The sequence below is a fragment of the Minwuia sp. genome (assembly GCF_048007105.1).
In the GTDB taxonomy this organism is placed as follows: domain Bacteria; phylum Pseudomonadota; class Alphaproteobacteria; order Minwuiales; family Minwuiaceae; genus Minwuia.
The window spans coordinates 4,254,617-4,276,135 of the sequence record NZ_CP180352.1 but is presented as its reverse complement, the minus strand read 5'-3'; the positions used below and the strand labels follow the sequence as shown (position 1 = coordinate 4,276,135).

Annotated in this window: 21 protein-coding genes, 1 tRNA gene and 1 pseudogene; 12 read left to right on the top strand and 11 right to left on the bottom strand. The window is 67.5% G+C overall.

Annotated elements, in window-relative coordinates:
- Positions 1-21: 21 nt before the first annotated feature.
- The 3 genes from ACMVY4_RS20810 to ACMVY4_RS20800 form a co-directional block, all read right to left on the bottom strand.
- Positions 22-573 carry an HNH endonuclease gene (locus ACMVY4_RS20810; protein WP_416897856.1) on the bottom strand — a complete coding sequence of 184 codons (552 nt, stop codon included), beginning with the start codon at positions 571-573 and terminating at the stop codon, positions 22-24.
- A 139-nt stretch (positions 574-712) separates the two neighbouring features.
- On the bottom strand, positions 713-1,450 hold the full coding sequence (locus ACMVY4_RS20805) for an alpha/beta hydrolase (RefSeq protein ID WP_416897855.1): 738 nt from the start codon (positions 1,448-1,450) through the stop codon (positions 713-715).
- Positions 1,447-2,091, bottom strand: a complete 645-nt coding sequence (locus tag ACMVY4_RS20800; protein ID WP_416900370.1) for a DNA-3-methyladenine glycosylase family protein — start codon at positions 2,089-2,091, stop codon at positions 1,447-1,449. The genes ACMVY4_RS20805 and ACMVY4_RS20800 overlap by 4 nt, the downstream gene beginning before the upstream one ends.
- An 80-nt stretch (positions 2,092-2,171) precedes the next feature.
- Between ACMVY4_RS20800 and gluQRS the strand changes: the two genes are divergently transcribed.
- A complete protein-coding gene (gluQRS, locus tag ACMVY4_RS20795; protein WP_416897854.1) occupies positions 2,172-3,029 on the top strand; it encodes a tRNA glutamyl-Q(34) synthetase GluQRS in 858 nt (285 codons plus the stop codon).
- A 63-nt stretch (positions 3,030-3,092) separates the two neighbouring features.
- A complete protein-coding gene (locus tag ACMVY4_RS20790) occupies positions 3,093-3,731 on the top strand; it encodes a DUF2062 domain-containing protein (protein ID WP_416897853.1) in 639 nt (212 codons plus the stop codon).
- Here ACMVY4_RS20790 and ACMVY4_RS20785 read toward each other — a convergent pair.
- From ACMVY4_RS20785 to ACMVY4_RS20770, 4 genes and pseudogenes are all read right to left on the bottom strand, one after another.
- Positions 3,712-4,455 carry a DUF2927 domain-containing protein gene (locus tag ACMVY4_RS20785; RefSeq protein ID WP_416897852.1) on the bottom strand — a complete coding sequence of 248 codons (744 nt, stop codon included), beginning with the start codon at positions 4,453-4,455 and terminating at the stop codon, positions 3,712-3,714. The two genes, ACMVY4_RS20790 and ACMVY4_RS20785, sit on opposite strands and share 20 nt — an antisense overlap.
- Positions 4,456-4,573: 118 nt before the next feature.
- Entirely contained in the window at positions 4,574-4,945 is a 372-nt protein-coding gene (locus tag ACMVY4_RS20780; RefSeq protein ID WP_416897851.1) for a PilZ domain-containing protein, read from the bottom strand.
- A 67-nt stretch (positions 4,946-5,012) separates the two neighbouring features.
- Positions 5,013-6,563: a 2-polyprenylphenol 6-hydroxylase gene (gene ubiB / locus ACMVY4_RS20775; RefSeq protein ID WP_416897850.1), complete on the bottom strand. Its 1,551-nt coding sequence runs from the start codon at positions 6,561-6,563 to the stop codon at positions 5,013-5,015.
- 27 nt (positions 6,564-6,590) lie between these two features.
- Positions 6,591-7,354 (bottom strand): annotated as a pseudogene (locus tag ACMVY4_RS20770) (class I SAM-dependent methyltransferase).
- 50 nt (positions 7,355-7,404) lie between these two features.
- On the opposite strand from ACMVY4_RS20770, the gene mutM reads away from it, so the two are divergent.
- The 5 genes from mutM to ACMVY4_RS20745 all read left to right on the top strand — a co-directional run bounded on the left by mutM (position 7,405) and on the right by ACMVY4_RS20745 (position 11,357).
- On the top strand, positions 7,405-8,235 hold the full coding sequence (gene mutM / locus ACMVY4_RS20765; RefSeq protein ID WP_416897849.1) for a bifunctional DNA-formamidopyrimidine glycosylase/DNA-(apurinic or apyrimidinic site) lyase: 831 nt from the start codon (positions 7,405-7,407) through the stop codon (positions 8,233-8,235).
- Positions 8,232-8,576, top strand: coding sequence for a hypothetical protein (locus ACMVY4_RS20760; protein WP_416897848.1), 345 nt, complete (start codon positions 8,232-8,234; stop codon positions 8,574-8,576). Before mutM ends, ACMVY4_RS20760 begins: the two co-directional genes overlap by 4 nt.
- 34 nt (positions 8,577-8,610) lie before the next feature.
- Entirely contained in the window at positions 8,611-9,387 is a 777-nt protein-coding gene (locus ACMVY4_RS20755; RefSeq protein WP_416897847.1) for an enoyl-CoA hydratase, read from the top strand.
- A 250-nt stretch (positions 9,388-9,637) separates the two neighbouring features.
- Positions 9,638-10,678, top strand: a complete 1,041-nt coding sequence (locus ACMVY4_RS20750; protein WP_416897846.1) for a rod shape-determining protein — start codon at positions 9,638-9,640, stop codon at positions 10,676-10,678.
- A gap of 70 nt (positions 10,679-10,748) precedes the next feature.
- Positions 10,749-11,357, top strand: coding sequence for a glutathione S-transferase family protein (locus ACMVY4_RS20745; protein ID WP_416897845.1), 609 nt, complete (start codon positions 10,749-10,751; stop codon positions 11,355-11,357).
- Here the strand turns inward: ACMVY4_RS20745 and ACMVY4_RS20740 are convergent, their stop codons facing one another.
- From ACMVY4_RS20740 to ACMVY4_RS20730, 3 genes are all read right to left on the bottom strand, one after another.
- Positions 11,358-12,458 (bottom strand): alpha/beta fold hydrolase, encoded by a 1,101-nt coding sequence (locus tag ACMVY4_RS20740; protein ID WP_416897844.1) that lies wholly within the window; start codon positions 12,456-12,458, stop codon positions 11,358-11,360.
- Between the two features lie 35 nt (positions 12,459-12,493).
- Positions 12,494-12,568: transfer RNA gene (locus tag ACMVY4_RS20735), tRNA-Gln, on the bottom strand.
- Between the two features lie 44 nt (positions 12,569-12,612).
- Positions 12,613-14,886: a xanthine dehydrogenase family protein molybdopterin-binding subunit gene (locus tag ACMVY4_RS20730; RefSeq protein WP_416897843.1), complete on the bottom strand. Its 2,274-nt coding sequence runs from the start codon at positions 14,884-14,886 to the stop codon at positions 12,613-12,615.
- Between the two features lie 334 nt (positions 14,887-15,220).
- Here ACMVY4_RS20730 and ACMVY4_RS20725 point away from each other — a divergent pair, with 334 nt between their 5' ends.
- From ACMVY4_RS20725 to ACMVY4_RS20705, 5 genes are all read left to right on the top strand, one after another.
- Positions 15,221-15,580 (top strand): MarR family transcriptional regulator, encoded by a 360-nt coding sequence (locus ACMVY4_RS20725; RefSeq protein ID WP_416897842.1) that lies wholly within the window; start codon positions 15,221-15,223, stop codon positions 15,578-15,580.
- Positions 15,573-16,445: an NlpC/P60 family protein gene (locus tag ACMVY4_RS20720; RefSeq protein ID WP_416897841.1), complete on the top strand. Its 873-nt coding sequence runs from the start codon at positions 15,573-15,575 to the stop codon at positions 16,443-16,445. The genes ACMVY4_RS20725 and ACMVY4_RS20720 overlap by 8 nt, the downstream gene beginning before the upstream one ends.
- 194 nt (positions 16,446-16,639) lie before the next feature.
- A complete protein-coding gene (locus ACMVY4_RS20715; protein WP_416900369.1) occupies positions 16,640-17,848 on the top strand; it encodes an O-antigen ligase family protein in 1,209 nt (402 codons plus the stop codon).
- A complete protein-coding gene (locus tag ACMVY4_RS20710; protein ID WP_416897840.1) occupies positions 17,845-18,471 on the top strand; it encodes a sugar transferase in 627 nt (208 codons plus the stop codon). The genes ACMVY4_RS20715 and ACMVY4_RS20710 overlap by 4 nt, the downstream gene beginning before the upstream one ends.
- Positions 18,461-19,588, top strand: a complete 1,128-nt coding sequence (locus ACMVY4_RS20705) for a glycosyltransferase family 4 protein (protein ID WP_416897839.1) — start codon at positions 18,461-18,463, stop codon at positions 19,586-19,588. The genes ACMVY4_RS20710 and ACMVY4_RS20705 overlap by 11 nt, the downstream gene beginning before the upstream one ends.
- On the opposite strand, the gene asnB is transcribed toward ACMVY4_RS20705, so the two are convergent.
- Positions 19,585-21,504: an asparagine synthase (glutamine-hydrolyzing) gene (asnB, locus tag ACMVY4_RS20700; protein ID WP_416897838.1), complete on the bottom strand. Its 1,920-nt coding sequence runs from the start codon at positions 21,502-21,504 to the stop codon at positions 19,585-19,587. The genes ACMVY4_RS20705 and asnB overlap by 4 nt on opposite strands.
- Positions 21,505-21,519 lie beyond the last annotated feature (15 nt).

Below are 21,519 nucleotides of genomic sequence, written 5' to 3'. Positions count from 1 at the left end.
GGGCAGGAATGGGGACACTCGTCAGGGTTCGAGCTCGATATCCCAGTAGAGATAGTCCCGCCAGCTGTCGTGCAGGTGGTTCGGCGGGAACGATCGACCGACGTCGTTGAGCTGGTGCGCCGTGGGCCGGACCGGCCTGCGCCGCGGGTGCATGCCGGCGCGGTCGGGCATGCGGCCGCCCTTGCGAATGTTGCACGGCGCGCAGGCGGCGACCACGTTCTCCCATGTTGTCCGGCCGCCGGCGCGGCGAGGGATCACGTGGTCGAAGGTCAGATCCTCCAGCGACCCGCAGTACTGGCAGCTGAAGCGGTCGCGCAGGAACAGGTTGAACCGGGTGAAGGCCGGATAGCGCGCCGGCCGCACGTACTCCTTGAGCGCGATGACGCTGGGCAACTGCATCGACTGGGTCGGGCTGGAGACCCTGCGGTCGTAGAACTGGATGATGTTGACGCGGTCGAGATAGGCAGCCTTCACGGCCTCCTGCCAGGGCCACACCGAAAGCGGGAAATAGCTGAGCGGCCTGAAGTCGGCATTGAGCACAAGTGCCGGATATTTCTCAGGTTTCAGATACACAGCCCATGGCCTCCGGCTACGTTGAGCGAATCCCTGCTGGTTCCTGGGTCCGGCGAATTGTCACCGTCACTCTGTGAAAGTGCAACCACTAACGAATCTATATTCGGTGTATTTGACAGCCCCGTGACACAAGATGTCTTCAGCCTGGCCATGGGCTCGAAACCGGCGGCTGAACCGAAAGCCGGCCCTCGAAGGCCTGCCGGAGATGCCGGGCGGCGATGCCGATACCGTCCGGTGCGATGCCGTGCCCGATCCCGCGCGAGATGTGGAAGCCGACCGGAACGCCGGCCCGGCCCAGGCTGCCAGCCGCCGCGAACATGGCCAGCGGCGGCACCAGATCGTCGCTGTCGCCATGGACAAGCTGGACGGGCACCGGCGCCACGCTTTCCCGCAACAGTCGCTCCGGACCCAGCAGCGCGCCGGAGAAGCCGAGAATGGCCGCCGGCGGCGGGTTGCGCCGAAGCCCGACATGCAGCGACATCATCGTGCCCTGACTGAAGCCGACGAGCGCCAGCGCCTCCGGACCGAGGCCGTTGCGCTTGAGTTCCTCGTCCAGGAACGTGTTGAGCAGGGGCGCCACCTCGTCGGCCGCCCCGTCCATGCGCGAAAACCGCTCCATGGCCTGGTGCGGATCGTTGCTCATGCGGGAGGGATCGTCGAAATCGATGGCGAACCACTGCCGCCCCATCGGCGACATGCCGCAGGGTTCGGGTCCGTCGGGCGCGACGAAGGCTGCGTCGGGCAGTGCATCCTGCAGATGCGGCGCAAGGGCGATCAGATCGTTCCCGTCGGCGCCGTAGCCATGGACCAGAACCACGAGCTGCCGCGCCGTGCCGGAGGCTGGCGGAACGCTGGGGCCGTCGAGGCGTGACGTCATGTGCCTGTCTCCTGTAGCGGATGATCCACCGCGACCGGATCAGCCCGGCCGCGCGTGACGCCATAGTAGCGCCAGAGCAGTTGCGCCGCGACGCCCCGGTGCGGGCGCCAGTTTTCGGCCAGAGCCGCCAGTTCCTTGGCGTTGGGCCGGTCCGGCAGGCCGAGGATGTCGCCGGCAGCAGCCTGCAGCGCCACATCGCCGGCCGGGAAAACGTCGGTGCGGCCCAGCGAGAACAGCAGGTAAACCTCGGCGGTCCACTGTCCGATTCCGGTGACCGAGGTCAGCGCAGCCATCGCTTCGTCATCGGAGTGTTCGTGCAGCCGTTCCAGGGGCAGGTCGCCCGACAGGACGGCCTCCGCCAGTGCCAGCGCGTACCGCGCCTTTGGCCGGCTCAGTCCCAGGCCGCAGAGTTCTTCGCTGGAAAGCGTGGCGACGGTTTCGGCATCCATCGGGTCGATGCCCTGAAGCATGCGGCCCCAGATGGCCCGCGCCGAAGCGATCGAAACCTGCTGCTCCACGATCAGCATCAGCAATGCCGCAAAACCGCCGGCCCGCCGCCGGTCGGGCAATGCGCCGGCAATGCGCCGGGCTTCGGCCAGCGGTGGATGCGCCGAGGTCAGCGCCGACAGCGCCGCCTGCATCTCCGGGGTTTCACCGCTTTTGAACACGTCCGGCATCGTGTGTTTACTATCTTCACCGCAACCACCGCTGTCGAGGCGACATGTCCTTCGTTACCCGTTTCGCCCCGTCGCCGACCGGGCCCCTGCATCTCGGACACATCCTGTCGGCGCTGACGGTATGGGACGCGGCCCGCCGCGCGGACGGCGTCGTCCTGCTGCGGATCGAGGACATCGACGCCGGCCGCTGCAAGCCCGAATACGAAACCGGGATCCGTGACGACCTTGCCTGGCTCGGCCTGACCTGGCCGGAGCCGGTCTGGCGGCAGTCGGACCGTCTTCATGTCTACCGGGATGCTCTGGCCAAACTCGACGCCAGGGGGCTGGTCTATCCCTGCTTCTGCAGCCGCAGCGAGATCCGGGATGCGGCGGAGGAGGACGGTTTCGAGGGACCGGTCTATCCGGGCACCTGCCGCGATCTTCCGGCCGAGGCCGCCCGCAGCCGTATCGAGGCAGGAGAGCCGGCGGCCTGGCGGATCAGGCTCGACCGGGCCCTCGAGGAGACGGGTCCGGTCATCTGGACCGACACCGGCGCGGGCGAGCAGCGATGGGACGGTGATGGCTGGGGCGATGTCGTGCTGGGGCGCAAGGACTCAGGTGTCAGCTACCATCTGGCGGCGGTGATCGACGATGCCGCGCAGGGCGTCACCGACGTCATCCGGGGGCATGATCTGTTCACCGCGACCCATGTTCATGTGACACTGCAACGCCTGTTCGGACTGCCGGTCCCGCGTTACTTTCATCACCGCCTGCTGCTGGATGAAGAAGGTGAGAAACTGTCGAAGAGCAAGGGGGCCGAGAGTGTCCGGACAACGTTTGGAAGCCTGGGGCCGCGCGGCGTTCTTGACGCCCTGATGCGTGCGGGCGCGCCCTCGTCATTATTTGATCATCTTGGACTGTAACTCTCTGTACAGGCCGCTAAACTTCGCCCCGCGGGGGAGGCAGGCCGGCGTGACTGGAGATCGATGTCGAACGGAAGACACAACGGCGCACGCAGCGCCTGGGGGGGACTGGCGCGGCTGACGCGGCACAGGCTGATTGTCCCGCTCAAGCGCGGGCAGATGCCACCTGAGTACATCGGCCGCGGTGTCGCCGTCGGACTGGCAATCGCCTTCACGCCGACCGTCGGCGTGCAGATGGTCGCCGTGTTTGCCGTCTGGGCGCTGGCCAAGTGGCTGGGGCCGCGGTTCAACTTCCACCTCGTCGCCGCCGTTGCCTGGGTCTGGGTGACCAACCTCTTCACCATCGGCCCGATCTACTACGCCTTCCTGCTGACCGGGCAGGTGATGCTGGGCCGCTTCGACGAACTGGGCTCCATCGGGCTCGACACTTTCACCGCCATGCTGACGCAGACTGTCACGGCGGAAGTCGGATTCTTCGAGGGCCTTTGGGTCGGCACGGTCGCCCTGTTCGACGTCTGGGGCCTGCCGCTCTTCATCGGCTCGATCCCATGGGCCGTCGGCACTGCATGGATCGGCTACGTCTGGTCGGTGCGGTTCATCGTCCGCTTCCGCGAGGCGCGCAAGAAGCGCTGGGCCGCTCGGGAAAAGCGGCGCCGGGAACGCGCTGAAGGCGGCAGGCGGGTCAGTCCCCCGCAGACCTGAGCGACGTCATCACCGAACGGGTGATCGTCATGGCGTCGTCCCGCGGCGTCCCTGCGGTCATACGCGGATGATAGAGCAGCCGAAGCAGCGTCCGGTCGAGACCGGTCAGGTGCGAATGCGGGCTGTAGGCGGCGAGTACCGAAGGTGCTTCGGGCGGCAGCGCGAAGGGCAGCCCCATCATGCGGGCCAGCTGTGCGGAAATGCAGGAATGGATGACCGGCGAAAGCTGGTCGCGCGGGATGAAGACGATACCGCTTTCCAGCTCGTTGCCCTGGGCGGTGATCTGCCCTGCGCACACCGCTTCGGTTCTGCGAAATCCCTCCAGCAGGGCGTCGCGGCGCTCGGTCGTTGCGGTGAACTGGTCCAGCAGCTCGTTGTAGTCGCCGTCCAGGACTGATTGGAAGGTCGGCACGAAGACGACGGACAGATCGGAATCGATGCCGGCGGTTTCCTCGATGTCCAGACCGGTGAGTTCGGAGAGCTCGGCGATCTGATCACGCACCCAGGCGAGATGCCGAGGGGCTGCCGGCCCGATATGGCGGACCCGGACAGGGCCGCGCCAGCGATAGACGCGGGCATCGTCGCGCGATCCGGGCCCGAAGGCGGCCTGATCGAACGCCGCCGAGATATCCGCCTCCGGCAGGACCTGAGCCGCCGGCGCCTGCCAGATCCCGTTCCACGCCAGGACAGTAACCAGTGTCGCGATGGTCCCCCAGACCCTCATGCCACGCTCCCATCCGCAATCCGGACGCCATGCGGCAACCCCTCCGCGCACATGGCGAATCAACCAATGCTAGACCATTTTCGGGATTCGGGCGCGCGGCTGCCGGATCGAGCCGCGCTCAGTGCTTCAGATCGGCGCCCGGACGGTTGATCAGCCAGGCTGTCAGTGCGGCGCCGTGAACCACCGAGTTGAAACGCAGGGCGCTGCCGCCGCCGCGGTGGACGACGACCGTCGCCGGCGCATCGCGCAGCAGGCTGCCGACGCTGACCCGCACTTCCGAGCCGGGTTCGGCGGGCACCTGCGGCTCGACGAAGACGCCGCCATGGGAGATATCGGTGGTCACGTGCGCGCCTTCCTCGCCATTGTCGACGACAATGCCGAGAACCGCTTCGATCTCGTAGCGCTTGTGCTCCCGCCGCAGTTCCGGCGGGGGGTTGAAGAGCAGGTTGATCTGCTTCAGCCGTCTCGCGATTTGATTGATGACGCTCATGCTCGATCTCACGGGGTCCGACCCGTGGACCCTCGCAGAAGGTTGTGAACAGGCGGTTAAGGTGGTCTCAGACCAGCAGAAGCGCCACCAGAAGGGCGCCGACGATCGCGCCACCGAATCCGCCCAGCACGGCAATCAGCAGCAGGCGCCGACGCTGTTCCTCGGCATCCTTGCGCATGTCCGGGACGGCCCTGAAGCGCTCCAGCACCTCTTCGGCGCTGCCGAGCAGCCGGGGCACCCGCTCGACGATGTCGAACGCCGTCTCGAACGTGTCGGCGACCCGGGCCTCGACGCCCATGTTGTCCTGGGCCCATTCCTCGACGACCGGCCGCGCGGCCTCCCAGAAATTGATCTCCGGGTCCAGATCGCGGGCGACGCCCTCGACAGTGACCATGGTCTTCTGCAGCAGCAGCAGTTCGGTGCGGGTCTGCATGTCGAAGGTCTTGGTGATCTGGAACAGCTGCGCCAGCAGCCGCCCGACCGAGATCTCGCTGACCGGACGGCCCCGGATCGGCGCGCCGATGGACCGGCAGGCCTGGGCGAAGAGGTCGACCGACTTGTGCGCAGGCACGTAGCCGGCCTCGAAATGCACTTCCGCCGCGCGGCGGTAGTCGCCAGCGATGAAGGCGCCAAGCATCTCGGCCATGAAGATCCGGGTCGGCCGGTCGAGCCGGCCCATGATGCCGAAGTCGACGGCGACGATGACGCCGGTCTCCTCGACGAACAGGTTGCCCTGATGCATGTCAGCGTGGAACAGGCCCTCGCGCATCGCCTGCTTCAGGAAGATGCGGATCACCCTGATCGCCAGTTCGCTCCGGTCCAGGCCGGACTCCGCCAGGGCAGAGCGGTCGCCGAGCGAGATGCCGCGCACCCGCTCCATGGTCAGCACGGTCTCGCCGGTCCGCTCCCAGTCGATGGCGGGCGCCCTGAAATCGGCGTCGCCGGCGAAGACCTCGCGGATCTCGTCGGCGGCCGCGGCCTCCAGACGGAAATCCATTTCGATGGCGACGCTTTCCTGCAGCGTGCGGATAACGTCGACCGGACGGAGCCGGCGGAGCGAGGGTTCGGCGCGCTCGGCCATCTCGGCGAGCCAGAAGAAGAGGCCCAGATCCTGGGCGAGTTGCTCCCGGATGCCCGGCCGGACAACCTTGACCGCGACTTCCTTCGGCTCGCCCTCGCTGAGGACCGTCGCGAAGTGGACCTGGGCGATCGAGGCGGCGGCGACCGGTTCGCGATCGAAGGTCTCGAAAAGTTCGTCGATCGGGTGGCCGAGTTCCCGTTCGATCGACTTGCGGGCTTCCTCGAAGGAGAAGGGCGGCAGGCGGTCCCGCAGACGGCCGAGGTCCTGGGCGATGTCTTCGCCGAGCAGGTCGGCCCTGACCGACAGCGCCTGTCCCAGCTTGATGAAGGAGGGGCCGAGTTCCTCCAGCGCCGCGGCCAGCCGTTCGCCCGGCCGGCGGTCGCGGAACTTCCGCCGGCGCAGCTTCGCCGGCAGGCCCGCGAGCCGCAGCAGGAAGGGCGGCGCATCGAACTGCTGCAGCGGAAAGAGCGCGTCATGGCGCGCCAGCGTCCAGCCGATGCCGACCAGACGCATCAGGTATCGGAACCTACGCAGCATGGTCCCTTGTCCGGTTCGGGCGCGGGCTCACGTGCGCCAGCCCCGGTAAATCGCCGCAACGCCGAAGGTCAGCGCCTCGAAGCGGACCCGGCTGAACCCGGCTTCGGCGATCATCGCGGCGAACGCCTCGCGGTCGGGGAAGCGGCGGATGCTTTCGACGAGGTAGCGGTAGGATTCGGCATCGCCGGCAACCGCCTGGCCGAGGCGCGGCAGCACCTGAAAGGAATAGAGATCGTAGGCCGGCGGATCCCGGGATCGACGTTCGAGAACTCGAGACAGAAAAAGCGGCCGCCGGGCTTCAGCACGCGGCGGATTTCCGCCAGCGCCTTAGGGATGCGGGTGACGTTGCGGATGCCGAAGGCGATGGTGGCCGCATCGAAGTGCCTATCAGGAAAGGGCAGGGTCTCGGCGTCGCCGACGGTCCAGTCGATTCCGGTCAGCACGCCCCGGTCGATAAGGCGGTCCCGCCCGGCCTCGACCATGGCGGGATTGATGTCGCAGAGCGTCACATGCGCGCCGTCCGCCGTGTGATTCAGTATCCGCGCTGCGATGTCGCCGGTGCCGCCGGCGAGGTCGAGGATGGCCTCACCCGGACGCGGCCTGAGCGCGCGGACGAAGCGGTCCTTCCAGAGCCGGTGGACGCCGCCGGACATCAGGTCGTTCATGACGTCGTAGCGGCCCGCGACGGAACGGAAGACCTCGCCCACACGCGCCGCCTTCTCCGCCGCCGGCACGTCGGTGAAGCCGAAGCTGGCGCTTTCGGCGGGGTCGTCTTTCTCGGGCTCGGCCATGTCACGGCGGACCATAGCGGAGGCCCCGGGGCTGCGCTACATTGCGGCCCATGCCGGAACTGCCAGAAGTCGAGACCGTTCGTCGCGGGCTGGAGCGCCGCCTCGCCGGGCGGGTGCTCAGCCAGGTCGAGGTGCGCCGGCCCGATCTCCGGTTCCCCCTGCCCGAACGGCTGGCGGAGCGGCTGACGGGCCGCCGTATCGATGCGCTGCGCCGTCGCGCCAAGTACCTGCTGTTCGATCTGGACGACGGCATGACCCTGATCGGCCATCTCGGCATGTCCGGGCGGATGAACATCCACGACGCCCGGCCCAATGCCGTGGCGCCGCACGAACATGTCGTCTTCGTGGCCGATGACGGCACCACCGTCACCTTCCAGGACCATCGCCGCTTCGGCTATTTCGATCTGGCGGAGACGGCGGGGCTGCCCGCCCACCGATTTTTCGCGCCGCTGGGGCCGGAACCGCTGGACGACGCCTTCACCGGCGCCGAACTGACGCGGCGACTGACCGGCAAACGCACACCGATCAAGGCGGCGTTGCTGGATCAGCGTGTCGTCGCCGGTCTGGGGAACATCTATGTCTGCGAAGCGCTCCTCCGCGCGGGCATCTCGCCCCGGCGGTCCGCGCTTTCGGTCGCCGGCGTCCGGGCCGAGCGACTGGTGCCGCAGATCAAGGACGTCCTGAACGACGCCATCGCCGCCGGGGGTTCGACGCTGCGCGACTACGTCCAGACCTCTGGCGAACTGGGCTACTTCCAGCACGACTTCCAGGCCTATGGCCGTGAGGGCGAGGCCTGCCGCAAGCCCGGCTGCAAGGGTTCGGTGCAACGGATCGTCCAGTCGGGGCGCTCCACCTTCTTCTGCGGCGGTTGCCAGCGGTGAGGCGTCTTCTCTTCGCCCTCGTGCTGCTCGTCGCGGCGCCCGCCGCCGCGTCGGACTGGATCGAATCCCTCGACATTCCGCTGATGCCCGGTCTGTCTTTGACACCCGACAGCGAGACGGTCTTCGAGACGGCCGACGCCCGTATCGTGGAACTTGAGGCCCGTGGCGCAGTTGCACCGGAGGACGTCCGGCGCTACTACGCCTCCGCCCTTGCCGGGCTGGGCTGGCAAGGCGATCCCGTCAGCGGCATGATGCGCGATGGGGAACGTCTGAGACTTGAGATTGCCGGCGGCGGCGCCACCACGGTGGTGGCCTTCCGCCTGACGCCGCAGCGGCCTTGAGCCATGCGGCAGCGAACCGAGGGGAGCACCTGAGATGGGTTACGAATGCATTCTGACGGACACGCGCGGGCCGGTCGGCCTGATCACGCTGAACCGCCCCGATGCCCTGAACGCGCTGAACAAGCAGCTCATGGACGAGCTGACCGATGCGCTGGGCAAGTACGAGGCCGATGACGCCATCGGCGCCATCGTCATCACCGGCTCGAAGAAGGCCTTCGCGGCCGGCGCGGACATCAAGGAGATGCAGTCCAAGTCCTACATGGACGTCTACATGGAGGACTTCATCACCGCGAACTGGGAAACCACTAGCCGGACCCGCAAGCCGGTCATCGCGGCGGTCGCGGGCTACGCGCTGGGCGGCGGCTGCGAACTGGCGATGATGTGCGACTTCATCCTGGCCGGCGAGAGCGCGAAGTTTGGACAGCCCGAGATCAATCTGGGCGTCATTCCCGGCGCCGGCGGCACCCAGCGCCTGACCCGCTTCGTCGGCAAGTCGAAGGCGATGGAGATGGTGCTGACCGCCCGCATGATGGACGCGGCGGAGGCCGAGCGCAGCGGGCTGGTCAGCCGCATCGTGCCCGATGACGATCTGGTCGAGGAAGCGGTGAAGACCGCGACCAAGATCGCCGAGCTGTCCCGCCCGTCGGTGATGATGGCCAAGGAGTCCGTGAACAAGGCCTACGAGACAATGCTCCGCGACGGCGTCATGTTCGAGCGTCGGCTGTTCCATTCGCTGTTCTCGACCGAGGACCAGACCGAGGGCATGTCGGCCTTCGCCGAAAAGCGCAAGCCGGCATTCAAGAACCGCTGATCGCATCTGAATACCACGTATCGAATCGGGACCGGCGCGCCGAGACGCCGGCCCGGCAGCGCCCGCGGCGGCCGCGTGACCGCCGCGGCGCCGCCATCCGCGCCGCCGCGCCTGCACTGCGGTTGCCCGAAGGAAGCTGTTGCGCCGCTTCGTGCTTTGCGCGAAAAACGCTTCCACGTTCCCTGACATCGAATCCCGTAATGGCCCGGCATCCGGGCCGCTAGCTGATCAGAGGCTTAACAGACTCCCCATGTTCTCCAGACTTTTCGGATGGCTGTCGGCCGACATGGCCATCGACCTCGGGACCGCCAACACGCTGGTCTACGTCAAGGGACGCGGCATCGTCCTGAACGAGCCTTCGGTGGTCGCGATCACCAATATCCGCGGCAAGAAGCAGGTTCTCGCCGTCGGCGACGAGGCGAAGCTGATGCTGGGCCGCACGCCCGGCAACATCGAGGCGATCCGCCCGCTGCGCGACGGCGTCATCGCCGACTTCGACGTCGCCGAGGACATGATCAAGCACTTCATCCGCAAGGTGCATAACCGCCGCGGCTTCGCCAGCCCGCGGGTGATCATCTGCGTGCCGTCCGGCTCCACCGAAGTCGAGCGCCGCGCCATCATGGAATCCGCCGAGAGCGCGGGCGCGCGCCAGGTTTTCCTGATCGAGGAACCCATGGCCGCCGCGATCGGCGCCAACCTGCCCGTGACCGAGCCGACCGGCTCGATGGTCGTCGATATCGGCGGCGGCACCACCGAGGTCGCGGTGCTTTCGCTGGGCGGTATCGTCTATTCCCGCTCGGTCCGCGTGGGCGGCGACAAGATGGACGAGGCGATCATCGCCTATATCCGGCGCAACCATAACCTGCTGGTCGGCGAGAGCTCGGCCGAGCAGGTGAAGAAGGAGATAGGCTCCGCCTGCCCGCCCGACGAGGGCGATGGCGAGACGCTGGAGATCAAGGGTCGCGACCTGATGAACGGCGTGCCGAAGGAACTGGTCATCAGCCAGCGCCAGATCGCCGAGAGCCTGGCCGAGCCGGTCGGGCAGATCATCGAGGCCTGCAAGGTCGCGCTGGAGCACACCGCCCCGGAACTGGCCGCCGACATCGTCGACAAGGGCATCGTGCTCACCGGCGGCGGCGCCCTGCTCGGCAATCTGGACTATGTCCTGCGCCACGCCACCGGCCTGCCGGTCTCCATCGCCGACGAGCCGCTCAGCTGCGTCGCCATGGGCACCGGCCGCGCGCTGGAGGAGATCAAGGCGCTCAAGCGGGTACTGCTGAACACCGATTGATCCGGCGCTCGACCTTCCGCTCCGGCGCTCTATCTGCAATCAGGTTCGGCGAACCGAGGGGAGAACAGGCATGAAATTCTACGATCTGGCGGCGGGGTCGAACCCGCGCCGCGTGCGCATCTATCTGGCCGAGAAGGGCATCGAGGTTCCGATGCACCAGGTCGACATGATGAAGAACGAGCACGGACAGCCCGAGTATCTGAAGATCAACGCGCTGGGCAAGATGCCGGCGCTGGAGCTGGACGACGGCACGGTGATTACCGAGTCAGTCGCCATCTGCCGCTATTTCGAGGAGCTCAACCCCGAGCCGCCGATGTTCGGCCGCGACGCGCTGGAGAAGGCGCAGGTGGAGATGTGGAACCGCCGCGCGGAACTCGAGATCGCCATTCCGACCGCGCAGTGCTTCCAGAACACGCACGAGTTCTGGAAGGACCGCCTGGAGCAGATCCCCGCCTGGGGCGAGGCCTGCCGCACCAAGGTGATGAAGCAGATGAAGGTCTTCGACGAGCACATGGAAGGCCGCGAGTTCCTGGCTACGGGCGACTACACCGTCGCCGACATCTCGCTGCAGTGCGGGATCCTGTTGGGCAAGGCCGTCGGCATCCGGGTGCCGGAAGAGCTGAAGAACCTCTCCACCTGGTGGGAACGCGTGTCGTCGCGTCCGACTGCCCGGGCCTGATCAGAGCCCTTTCAGGAAATCCAGGAGCAGCCTGACGGTCTCGGCAGGCTGCTCCTGCTGCACCCAGTGACCCGCACCTTCGATCAGGTGCGTACCCCGCCAGTCGGCGGTGGCGGTTTCCGCCATCGCCTTCAGCGCGCCGGGGACCTGATGAATGCCCCAGTCCTGCGCCCCGGCGATGAAGGTCGCGGGCACGGCAATCCGCGCGCCGGCAAAGGCCCGCATTTCCGGCGACAGGGCCGGATCGGTCATGCAGCGGTACCAGTTCAGTGCGCACTGGAACCCGGTCTGGCGGAAGGCGCGGGCGTAGACGGCCATCTCTTCGCCCGGCAGCCATCGGCATGCCTCGACTTCCTCGTCGGAAGGCATGTGCGGCGCGACCGTCTCCGCCATGTCGCGGTCCCGGTCCATGATGTAGTAGGTCGGCATCTTCGCCAGTTCGGCCGCGCGCCAGCCGCCAAGCTCGAAGGGGCGGTTCTCCGGCCAGTCGGCGCTTTTCACGTGATAGTAGGCGCGGAAGAAGGCCTGCAGCCCTTGGGGCGCGTGCAGCATGTCGGCCGCGGCGGCGCGCGACGCGTAATAGCGCTGGTAGTGCTTGCGCGGGCGGGGCAGGGCGGCGAGGTCGGCATGAATATCGCTGGCGGGCACGCGCCTGCGGAGCGGCGGCGGCCCGCCATATGGCGCGCTCATCAAGACGGCGGCGCGGAACAGGTCCGGCCGGATCAGGGCGCAATGGGCGGCGACCGGGGATCCGAAGTCATGGCCGACGACAGCGCGGACAGGCCCCGTCTTCAGGGCATGCAGAAGGCCCACCATGTCGGTCGCCAGATTGAACATCCGGCAGGCGCCGAGATCGCCGTCATAGTCGCCGTCCCAGCCGGTGGTGAAACCGTAGCCGCGCTGGTCCGGGGCGATGACGCGGTAGCCGGCTTCCGCCAGCGGCAGCATGACCTTGCGCCAGGAATAGGAGAGTTCCGGAAAGCCGTGCAGCAGCAGCAGGACCGGCGCATCGGCGTCACCGGCCTCCAGATAATGGATGTCGAGGCCGTTCCGGTTGTCGGCGCGAGCGGAGCGGATGCCTTCGGGAAGCGGCTGGTACATGGCCTATGCGCTGCCGGATCTGGCCGGAAAGGGGATGGCTGGGGCGGCAGGGATCGAACCTGCGAATGACGGTACCAAAAACCGTTGCCTTACCACTTGGCTACGCCCCAATCCGGCGCCGGAGATAGCGTGAAACGCGGCCCCGGCGCAATTCTCATTTGGCCGCATCGCGGATCGCCTTCCAGATCCTGTGGGCGGTGAAGGGCGGTTCCAGTTCGGTGACGCCTAGGTCCTTCAGCGCATCGAACACCGCATTGGCGATGGCCGCCGGCGCACCGTTCGCGCCCAGTTCGCCGATCCCCCGGATCCCCAGCATGTTGGTCGGCGACAGGTTCTCGATGAAATGGGTCTCGACCGCCGGCACGTCGGCGGCCCGCGGCATGGCGTAGTCCATGAACGATCCCGCCAGCACCTGCCCGTCCGCGTCGTAGACCAGATGCTCCATGAGCGCCTGCCCCGCACCCTGCACCAGCGCGCCCTGCGCCTGGCCGCCAAGCAGCATCGGGTTGATGATCCGCCCCGCATCGTCGCAAGTGACCAGCCGGCAGAGCGTCATCCCGCCGGTCTCCGGATCGATCTCGACCTCGGCCCCGACGACGCCATAGGGGAACGCCGCGACCTGATCGGCGAAGTCGTGCTCGGCCTCGATGGGCTCTTCGGCGGCGAGTTCCGGCATGCTGACCCTGCGGTCGGTGCCGGCGACGCTGAAGACGCCGTCGGCGTATTCGATGTCCGCGGCCGCGGTTTCCAGATGCTCGGCGGCACGTTGCCTGGCCTTTTCGATCACACGATCCGCCGCGCGGGCAAGTGTGTTGCCGGAAATCGCCGTCGAGGACGATCCGCCGGTGCCGCCGCCACGTGACATCCGCGTGGTGTCGCCCTGCCGGACATCGATGCTCTCGAAGGGCAGTTGCAGCCGCTCGGCGAGGATCTGGGCATAGACGGTCTCATGCCCCTGACCGGTGGACTGGGTGCCGGTCCAGGCCTCGATGCGGCCGTCGGCGCGGATGGTGACCCGGCTGGTCTCGGCGTCCGAGCCGCCGATGGGGTGCAGGTTGCAGGCGATTCCGATACCCCGGAGCCGCCCTCGTCCGCGGGCCTCCTCACGCCGGGCGGCAGCGCCGTCCCAATCGATCACCCCGGCCGAATGTTCCAGCGCGGCAAGGTAGTCGCCGCCGCCGTCGAGCACCTTGCCGAGCGGCGTGGTGTGAGGCAGCCGTTCCTTCGGGATCAGGTTTCGCCGCCGGATTTCGATGCGGTCCATTCCCAGGCGGTCGGCGGCCATATCGGCGAGCCGCTCCAGCACGTAGATGCCCGGCGGCTTGCCGGCGCCGCGGTAGGCATCGACGGACACGGTGTTGGAATAGTAGCCCCGCGCCCTGAGGCCGCCGGCAGGAATGTCGTAGAGGCCGGTCAGGATCTTCGCCAGCCCGTCGGTGGGGTTGCCCGGCGCGAAGGAGGAAAGGAACGCGCCCATGTCCGCATCCGTCGAAACCGCGATGGCCAAGAACCGTCCGTCCTCATCAAGGCCGAGCAGCGCCTCGACGGTCTGGTCGCGGGCATGGGTTTCGGAGATGAAGCTTTCGGTCCGCTCCGATGCCCAGACCACGTTGCGCTTCAGCCGCCAGCAGGCCCAGGCAATGGCGGCCTGTTCCGGGTAGGCGAAAAACTTCGGCCCGAAGCCGCCGCCGACGTCGTGAACCTTCACCTGCAGGCGGCCCTTCGGCCAGCGCAACGCCGCCTTGCCCAGCACGACCTGCAGCATGTTCGCGCCCTGGCAGGCGGCGTGGAGCGTTACCGAGGGCGTGTCGCCGTCGACATATTCGGCCGCCGCCACGCGGCCCTCGATCGGCGCGCCCGCGATGCGGTTCTGGCGATATCCGATCCGGACCTGATGCGGGGCTGCATCCACGGCCGCGGCGGCCGCGTCGAAGTCGCCGGCTTCCCAGTCGAAAGCGGTGTTGCCCGGAATGCCGTCATGGATTTCCGGCGATGTGACACCGCCCATCGCCGGGGGGAGGTCATCGATCTCGACATCGATCAGATCGAGCGCCTCCAGTGCGGCCTGGTGCGATTCTGCAAGAACGACAGCGACCGGCTGGCCTACATGATGAACGAGAGCCGACGGCAGAACCGGCCGGGGCGCCTCCCGCATCGGCGTGCCGTCCCGATTTGTAACCGGCGCGCCGGTGGGCAGCACGCCCAGCCCATCGCCTTCCGCTTCCGCGCCGGTAAGGATGGCCGCCACACCCGGTACGGCCGTTGCCGCCGAGACATCGATGCGCCGAATCGATCCATATGCCGTCTGCGCGCGTAGGAACGCCGCATGAAGCGGTTCGGGCAGGGTCAGGTCGGCGGTGTAGAGACCTGTTCCGGTCAGGAAGCGATGGTCTTCCCGGCGGAAAATTCCCTTTCCTATGAGTGACATGCTGCATCTCCGGTGGTGGCGCTGCGGATGTGTATACAATCTACGTGTGAACTGGCGGCCCTGTCACAGGCCGATTGCTGAAAAGGCCGTTTCCAGACTTTTGCATGTCAGCCATGTCAAAATCGCAAGTTAGGGCTGCAAAGCATTCCACGTCCGGAAATGATATGGTTAACGCTGCGTAAGATCAGTGTTGTGGGGTAGTAGTGAAACACTTGGCTGGCCCGATTGTTGCGTCTGTTCATGCAGATGCAAGTGAACATGCGCCGGCTTCATTGTCAGGTCTGGAGGATTGTGACACTGTCCGGCCAACTTACGAATTGGAGTGAGTCTCAAAATGGGTGATTCCGGGCAGAATCTCGGTGTTCTTTCTGTCTGGTGCGACGCGCTCACAGATTTCGTGGCATCCGATTCGCCCGATCTCTCGACCCGTCAGCTGGCGATCATGCTGAATGTCTATCTCCGGCCCGGACCGCACACCGTGCGCGGTCTCGCGGAACGCCTCAACATCTCCAAGCCGGCGGTCAGCCGCGCTCTGGATGCGCTTGGAACGCGCGGGCTGGCCCGCCGCCAGCGCGACGAGGAAGACCGGCGCAACGTGCTGGTGCAGCGGACCGAGTCCGGTCTGGCGTGTCTGGTGACCTTCGCCGGGATGGTCCGGTCCGCGCAGCGCAGGGAAATGAGGATGGATGGCTGAGCGGCTCGATCCGCGCCGGCATCCCTTTCGCGACGATCTCGCCGCTGCCTATCTGAAGGACCGGGCCGGTCCGGTCCGGCTGGTGCGGCCCGCCGCCATGCAGGTCTGCACCGAGGTCGCTGCCATCCGCGCGCGACCGGAGCCGGACGCCATGCAGATTTCCGAACTGCTCTTCGGCGAACCCGTCGATGTCTATGAAGACAACGATGGCTGGTCCTGGTGTCAGGGCGGCCTGGACGGCTATGTCGGCTATGTCGAGACCGCGAGCCTGGCGGCGCCGGGGCCGGCGGCGACGCACATGGTCTCGGCGCGACTGAGCCATGTCTTCCCTGAACCGAGCATCAAGCTGCGTCCGGCGGGACGGCTGACCCTGGGGGCGCGAATCGCCGTCCGTTCGGTCGATGGCAGGTTCGCGGCGCTGGAGGGCGGCGGACACGTCATCGCCAGCCATCTGCGGCGGATTGGCGATCCCGAGAGCGATCCGCTGGCTGTGGCGCTTCGCTGCATCGGCGCGCCCTATCTCTGGGGCGGGCGGTCCTCGCACGGGCTCGACTGCTCCGGCCTGGTCCAGGTGGCGCATCAGGCCTGCGGGCTGCTGCCGCCGCGCGATTCAGACATGCAGGCCGCCGAACTGGGCGACCAGCAGCCGCTGCCTGGCGGCCCGGAACGCCTGGCGCGAAACGATGTCGTCTACTTCCCCGGCCACTGCATGATCGCCGACGGCGAGGGCGGTCTGGTGCATGCCAACGCCACCCACATGATGGTGACGCATGAACCGGCATCCGTGGTCTTCGAACGCACCCGCGGCGGCTGGGGCTCGGTCACACATGTCCGCCGGGCGGCGATGCTGGCGGCAGCGGCCTGACGCGAAGCGGTTTTCGGCCCGCGCAAAAGGGTGATATGCAGGCGGCCACTCCGGGCGCAACGCTGCGTCCGTCCGCCTGCCGCAAGGACCGACGACCCGCGATGAAGCCCGCTCCGCATTCCAGTAACCCATCCGAGCGTCGGCATGCTTCGGCGGTTTCCGGCAACGGCAACTAGGCGGCCGCGGTGCAGACGATGCGACTGGCGGGTTGGCTGTGGACGGCGTCTTCTGTCTGCCTCGGCGCGGCGGCGCCCCTGCTGTCGCTGGGCCGGATCACGATGCTGGCCGTCTTCGCAGGCGGCGTGCTGTTTGGGCTTGCTGCGATTTTCCTGACCTGCCCGGGCGAACTGGCGAGCCTGGCCCGGCGCAACCTGACCCTGATCGTGCCGGCCGGCCTGTTTCTGGTCTTTGGGCTGATATCCAGCCTGATCAGCGTCGCGCCGGTCGAATCCTCGCTCAAGGTCGGCGATCTGGCCGTGCAGTTCCTGCTGCTCTATGCGGCTCTGGCGGTCGTTACCCTTTGTCCGCCGGAAGCCCGCGCACGAACCGTGACCGTGTTTCTCGCCGCGATGGGCGCGTCCGTCCTCTACACGCTGGGCGACAGTTCGGCCTGCGTGGCCAATGGCGAACTGACCGAGCTCTACCGCTGGTGCTCGAAACGCGCCCGGCACCGCGGCACGGCATTCTCGGTGCTGCTGCCACTGGCGGTCGGGCTCTGGCTTGCCGGCGGAGGCCCCGGCGCGCGCCGCCGCATCGGACTGAAGGAAGCGGCGCTGGTGTTCCTGTTCGCTGTTGCCGTCTTTCTCTCCAGCAGCCGGACCGGCACCGTCGTGGTCTTTGGCGGCGTCGCCGTCCTGTTGGTGCTGGCGCTGTTCCAGGGCCGTATCCGCGACGTCTGGCTGGCCGCGCCTGCGGTTCTGCTGGCGCTGGGGTTCTCGGTTCTGGTCTTCAGCATGTACGCGCCGGACTTCAGCGCGGCGCGGCTCGACACCACCCACGCGCAGCTCGGCGCCTTCGGCGGCCGCGAGGCAGCGTGGCGCGCCGCCGTCGAGAGCTGGTTGATCGAACCCTGGCTGGGGATCGGCGTCTGGAACTTCCGCGAGTTTCATGACCACTTCTCCCACCCGCACAATTTCGCCCTCGAGATCCTCTCCGAGACCGGAATCCTCGGTGCAGCGGCCATCGGTCTGCTGTTGCTCGTGACCGCCTGGCGACTCCTGCGGCTGCTCGGACAAGGGTTTGCCGTGACCGGAATGCTGGCCGGGATTGCCGCCTTCTTTGCGGCGGCGCTTGCGGCAACCTCGATCTTCTACGGCTGGTGGCTCTGCATCCTGTTCTCGGTCCTGACGGTAGGCACCGCCGCGGTCGTCGCACAGGTCCGGCGGGAAGTCCCGGACCGATGAAACGGCTGCTGGACATCCTGCTGACGCTGCTCGCGGCGCCGGTTGTCCTGCCCGTCTGCCTGATCGTCGCCGTGCTGGTTGCGCGAAAGCTGGGCCGGCCCGTGCTGTTCACGCAGCGCCGCTCGGGCCGGGGCGGCCGCGACTTCACCATCTACAAGTTCCGCTCGATGACCAACGCGACCGACGCGGACGGGACCCTTCTGCCGGCGGAACAGCGTCTGACCCGTTTCGGCCGGCTGCTGCGCGCCACCAGCCTCGACGAGCTGCCGCAACTGCTGAACGTGCTGCTGGGCGACATGAGCCTGGTCGGCCCCCGGCCTCTGCTGCCCGAATACAACGACCGCTACAACGCGCGGCAGCGCCGCAGGCTGGAAGTTCGGCCGGGCATTACCGGCCTTGCCCAGGTCAAGGGGCGCAATCTGATCAGCTGGGAGCGGAAGTTCGAGCTGGATGTCGAGTATGTGGAGACCCGCTCCATCTGGCTCGACCTCAGGATCATCTGGATGACCGTCATGCTGGTTTTCCGCCGTGGCGCCGGCGTGGAGCCGGAAAGCGGCCCGATCATGGCCGAATTCCGCGGCTCTGCCGAGGGGCCCGACAGCGGTGATGGCGATGACCGCTGAAAGGCGGAAGACGGTTCTGGTGCTGGGTTCATACGCGCCCTCGCTGCTCAACTTCCGGGGGCCGATGATCCGCGAGATGGTCGGGCGCGGGCATCGCGTGCTGGCGCTGGCGCCGGATTTCGATGCGGTGACCCAGGCCGGCGTTTCGGAACTCGGCGCGGAGCCCGTGCACATGCCGATGGACCGGGGCGGCGTCAGCCCGCTGGGCGATCTCAGCCTGCTCTGTCGGCTTGTCAGGATCTTCCGCCAGCGGCGGCCTGATGTCGTCTTTGCCTACACCATGAAGCCTGTCTGCTGGGGCGGTCTGGCCGCGCGCCTTGCCGGCGTGCCTGTCTTCGCGGCGATGGTCACGGGTCTCGGTTACGGCTTTGCCCGGCCGACGGGCGCCCTCCATGCCGCCGTTGCGCGTGCGCTCCGGTTCCTGCTGCGCCGTGCCCTTGCCGAAGCGAAGGTGGTGTTCCTGCAGAACCGCGACGACCGCGCCGATCTGGAGGCCGCCGGCGTGCTGCAACGGGACGCGAATGTGGTCATGGTGGCCGGATCGGGTATCGATCTCGATCGATTCCCGCAGCGGCCTGTACCCGATGCGCCGCAGTTCCTCATGATCGCGCGTCTTCTCGGCGCCAAGGGCGTCCGCGAATACGCCGCCGCATCCCTGCGTCTCATGAAGCAAGACCCGTCGGTCGGATGCGATCTGGTCGGCTGGATCGACGCTTCAGCCGATGCCGTCAGTGAGGCCGAGGCCGACGCGTGGGTGGCCGAGGGCCTCGGCTGGCACGGATTTCAGGAGGATGTTCGCCCCTTTCTGGAGCGTACGTCCGTCTATGTGCTGCCTTCCTATCGTGAAGGTACGCCCCGTTCGGTGCTGGAGGCCATGGCGACCGGCCGCGCCGTGATCACCACGGACGCGCCGGGGTGCCGCGAGACGGTGGAAGACGGCGAGAACGGTTTCCTGGTGCCAGTCGCGGACGCCGAAGCTCTCTACCGGGCGATGGTGCGCTATGTCGAAGATCCGGCGCTTCGCGAGTCCCATGGCCAACGAGGGCGGGAACTCGCCGAAACCCGGTTCGATGTGCGGCGGGTCAATCAGGCGGTTCTGGACGCGCTCGGTCTCTAGCGCCGGCTGGCCCAGGCGTTGAACATCAGAACGCCCCACAGCCGGTACTGCCAGTTGCGCCGGCCCGACAGGTGTTCCTCCCAGCACGCCCTGATCGGCGCGGGGTCGAACCAGCCGTCGCGGCGCAGCCTCTCTTCCGACAGCAGGTCCTCGGCCCAGTCGCGCAACGGACCGCGCAGCCAGCTTTCGATGGGAATGCCGAAGCCCATCTTCGGCCGCTCGATCAGGTCGCGCGGCACATGGCGATAGAGCAGTTGCCGCAGGATCCACTTGCCTTCGCCGTCACGGATCTTGAGGTGCTGTGGCAGCGACCACGCGAATTCGACCACCCGGTGGTCGATCATGGGTACACGCGCTTCCAGCGAGACAGCCATCGAGGCGCGGTCGACCTTGGTCAGGATGTCGTCGGGCAGATAGGTCAGCGTATCGACATACTGCATGCGGGCCGCGAAGCCTTCGAGGTCGCCGGCGGCCTCTTTCCATACCGGATCGACGGTCTCCCGGCCGCCGATGACCAGCCGGTCAGGGTCCTGCCACTGGCTGACCAGGGCGCGGAAGGCGTCTTCCGGCGACCGGCCCAGAATGTCGGCGATCTTGTGCAGCTTTTCGCCCAGCATCGGAATGCCGCCGATCCGCGGCACGCCGGCGAGCAGGCGCGACAGCCGCGCGGGCGGGACCGACCGGATCAGCCCGGCCCCGGCGCGCAGCGCAAGCCCCGGCAGCCGGCGCGTCCGGGACAGGATCGACGGGGCCTGGAAATAGCGGTTGTAGCCGCCGAACAGTTCGTCGCCGCCATCGCCGGAGAGCGCCACGGTGACGTGTTCTCGGGTCATGCGGGAGACGAGGAAGGTCGGGATCTGCGAGGCGTCGGCGAAAGGCTCGTCGTAGATCGACGGCAGATCGGGGATGGCCGCCTGGGCCTCCGCGGCCGTGACGTAAAGCTCCGTATGGTCTGTGCCGAGATGGGCCGCAACGGCTTTGGCGTGCTCGGCCTCGTTGTAGCCGGGCTCGTCGAAGCCGATGGTGAAGGTGCGGACCGGCGTTGAGGACCGCGCCTGCATCAGGGCGGCGACGGTCGAGGAATCCACACCACCGGACAGAAACGCCCCGAGCGGCACGTCGGCGATCATGCGCCTGCCGACCGCGTCGCCAAGGATTTCGTCCAGGGCATCTGTCGCCGCCTCGTCGCCGCCCTCGAACGGACGGGTCTGACCCCGGTCGCGGACATCGGCGAGCGACCACCACGCTTCGATCCGCGGCGCCCCGCCGGTTGAGATCGTCAATCTGTGCCCCGGCATCAGTTTCTGCACGCCGCGATAGATGCATTGTGGCGCAGGGACGTAGTTGAAACGGAGGAAGCTCGTCAGCGCGGCCCGGTCGATCTCGCCGGTGAAATCCGGATGCTGCTCCAGCGCCGAAAGCTCCGAGCCGAACAGGAACGTGCCGCCAATGACAGCCCAGTAGAGCGGCTTGATGCCCAGGCGGTCGCGGACCAGCGTCAGTTCCCGCCGCTCCCGGTCCCAGAGCGCGAAGGCGAACATGCCGATCAGCTTCGGCAACGTGGCGTCGAGGCCGTGGAGGGCAATGCTCTCCAGCAGGACCTCGGTGTCCGAATGCCCCCGGAAGACGGAACCGGCGGCTTCCAGTTCGCTCCGCATCTCCGGTGCGTTGTAGACCTCGCCATTGTAGCAGATGACGAAGCGGCCGTTCGCCGACGCCATCGGCTGATGCCCGCTCCGGGACAGGTCGATGATCGAAAGCCTGCGGTGCCCGAACGCGGCGCCGGCCTCAGCGTCGGCCCAGCTTCCGGCGTCGTCCGGCCCGCGTCGGGTCATCGCGTCGGCCATCGCCCGGGCGGTCCGCTCCAGTGCGTCGGCGGAGCCGGGGCGGCCCAGAAATCCGGCTATGCCGCACATGGCGGGACCCTGTCG

Excerpts from the sequence above, each read along its gene's own strand:
- ACMVY4_RS20730 (WP_416897843.1), bottom strand. The coding sequence starts at position 14,886 with ATGTCACTCATAGGAAAGGGAATTTTCCGCCGGGAAGACCATCGCTTC.
- gluQRS (WP_416897854.1), top strand. The coding sequence starts at position 2,172 with ATGTCCTTCGTTACCCGTTTCGCCCCGTCGCCGACCGGGCCCCTGCAT.
- ACMVY4_RS20780 (WP_416897851.1), bottom strand. The coding sequence starts at position 4,945 with ATGAGCGTCATCAATCAAATCGCGAGACGGCTGAAGCAGATCAACCTG.
- ACMVY4_RS20710 (WP_416897840.1), top strand. The coding sequence starts at position 17,845 with ATGAAACGGCTGCTGGACATCCTGCTGACGCTGCTCGCGGCGCCGGTT.
- ACMVY4_RS20805 (WP_416897855.1), bottom strand. The coding sequence starts at position 1,450 with ATGACGTCACGCCTCGACGGCCCCAGCGTTCCGCCAGCCTCCGGCACG.
- ACMVY4_RS20750 (WP_416897846.1), top strand. The coding sequence starts at position 9,638 with ATGTTCTCCAGACTTTTCGGATGGCTGTCGGCCGACATGGCCATCGAC.
- asnB (WP_416897838.1), bottom strand. The coding sequence starts at position 21,504 with ATGTGCGGCATAGCCGGATTTCTGGGCCGCCCCGGCTCCGCCGACGCA.
- ACMVY4_RS20725 (WP_416897842.1), top strand. The coding sequence starts at position 15,221 with ATGGGTGATTCCGGGCAGAATCTCGGTGTTCTTTCTGTCTGGTGCGAC.
- ACMVY4_RS20705 (WP_416897839.1), top strand. The coding sequence starts at position 18,461 with ATGACCGCTGAAAGGCGGAAGACGGTTCTGGTGCTGGGTTCATACGCG.
- ubiB (WP_416897850.1), bottom strand. The coding sequence starts at position 6,563 with ATGCTGCGTAGGTTCCGATACCTGATGCGTCTGGTCGGCATCGGCTGG.
- mutM (WP_416897849.1), top strand. The coding sequence starts at position 7,405 with ATGCCGGAACTGCCAGAAGTCGAGACCGTTCGTCGCGGGCTGGAGCGC.
- ACMVY4_RS20790 (WP_416897853.1), top strand. The coding sequence starts at position 3,093 with ATGTCGAACGGAAGACACAACGGCGCACGCAGCGCCTGGGGGGGACTG.
- ACMVY4_RS20755 (WP_416897847.1), top strand. The coding sequence starts at position 8,611 with ATGGGTTACGAATGCATTCTGACGGACACGCGCGGGCCGGTCGGCCTG.
- ACMVY4_RS20715 (WP_416900369.1), top strand. The coding sequence starts at position 16,640 with ATGCGACTGGCGGGTTGGCTGTGGACGGCGTCTTCTGTCTGCCTCGGC.
- ACMVY4_RS20785 (WP_416897852.1), bottom strand. The coding sequence starts at position 4,455 with ATGAGGGTCTGGGGGACCATCGCGACACTGGTTACTGTCCTGGCGTGG.
- ACMVY4_RS20720 (WP_416897841.1), top strand. The coding sequence starts at position 15,573 with ATGGCTGAGCGGCTCGATCCGCGCCGGCATCCCTTTCGCGACGATCTC.
- ACMVY4_RS20745 (WP_416897845.1), top strand. The coding sequence starts at position 10,749 with ATGAAATTCTACGATCTGGCGGCGGGGTCGAACCCGCGCCGCGTGCGC.
- ACMVY4_RS20800 (WP_416900370.1), bottom strand. The coding sequence starts at position 2,091 with ATGCAGGCGGCGCTGTCGGCGCTGACCTCGGCGCATCCACCGCTGGCC.
- ACMVY4_RS20740 (WP_416897844.1), bottom strand. The coding sequence starts at position 12,458 with ATGTACCAGCCGCTTCCCGAAGGCATCCGCTCCGCTCGCGCCGACAAC.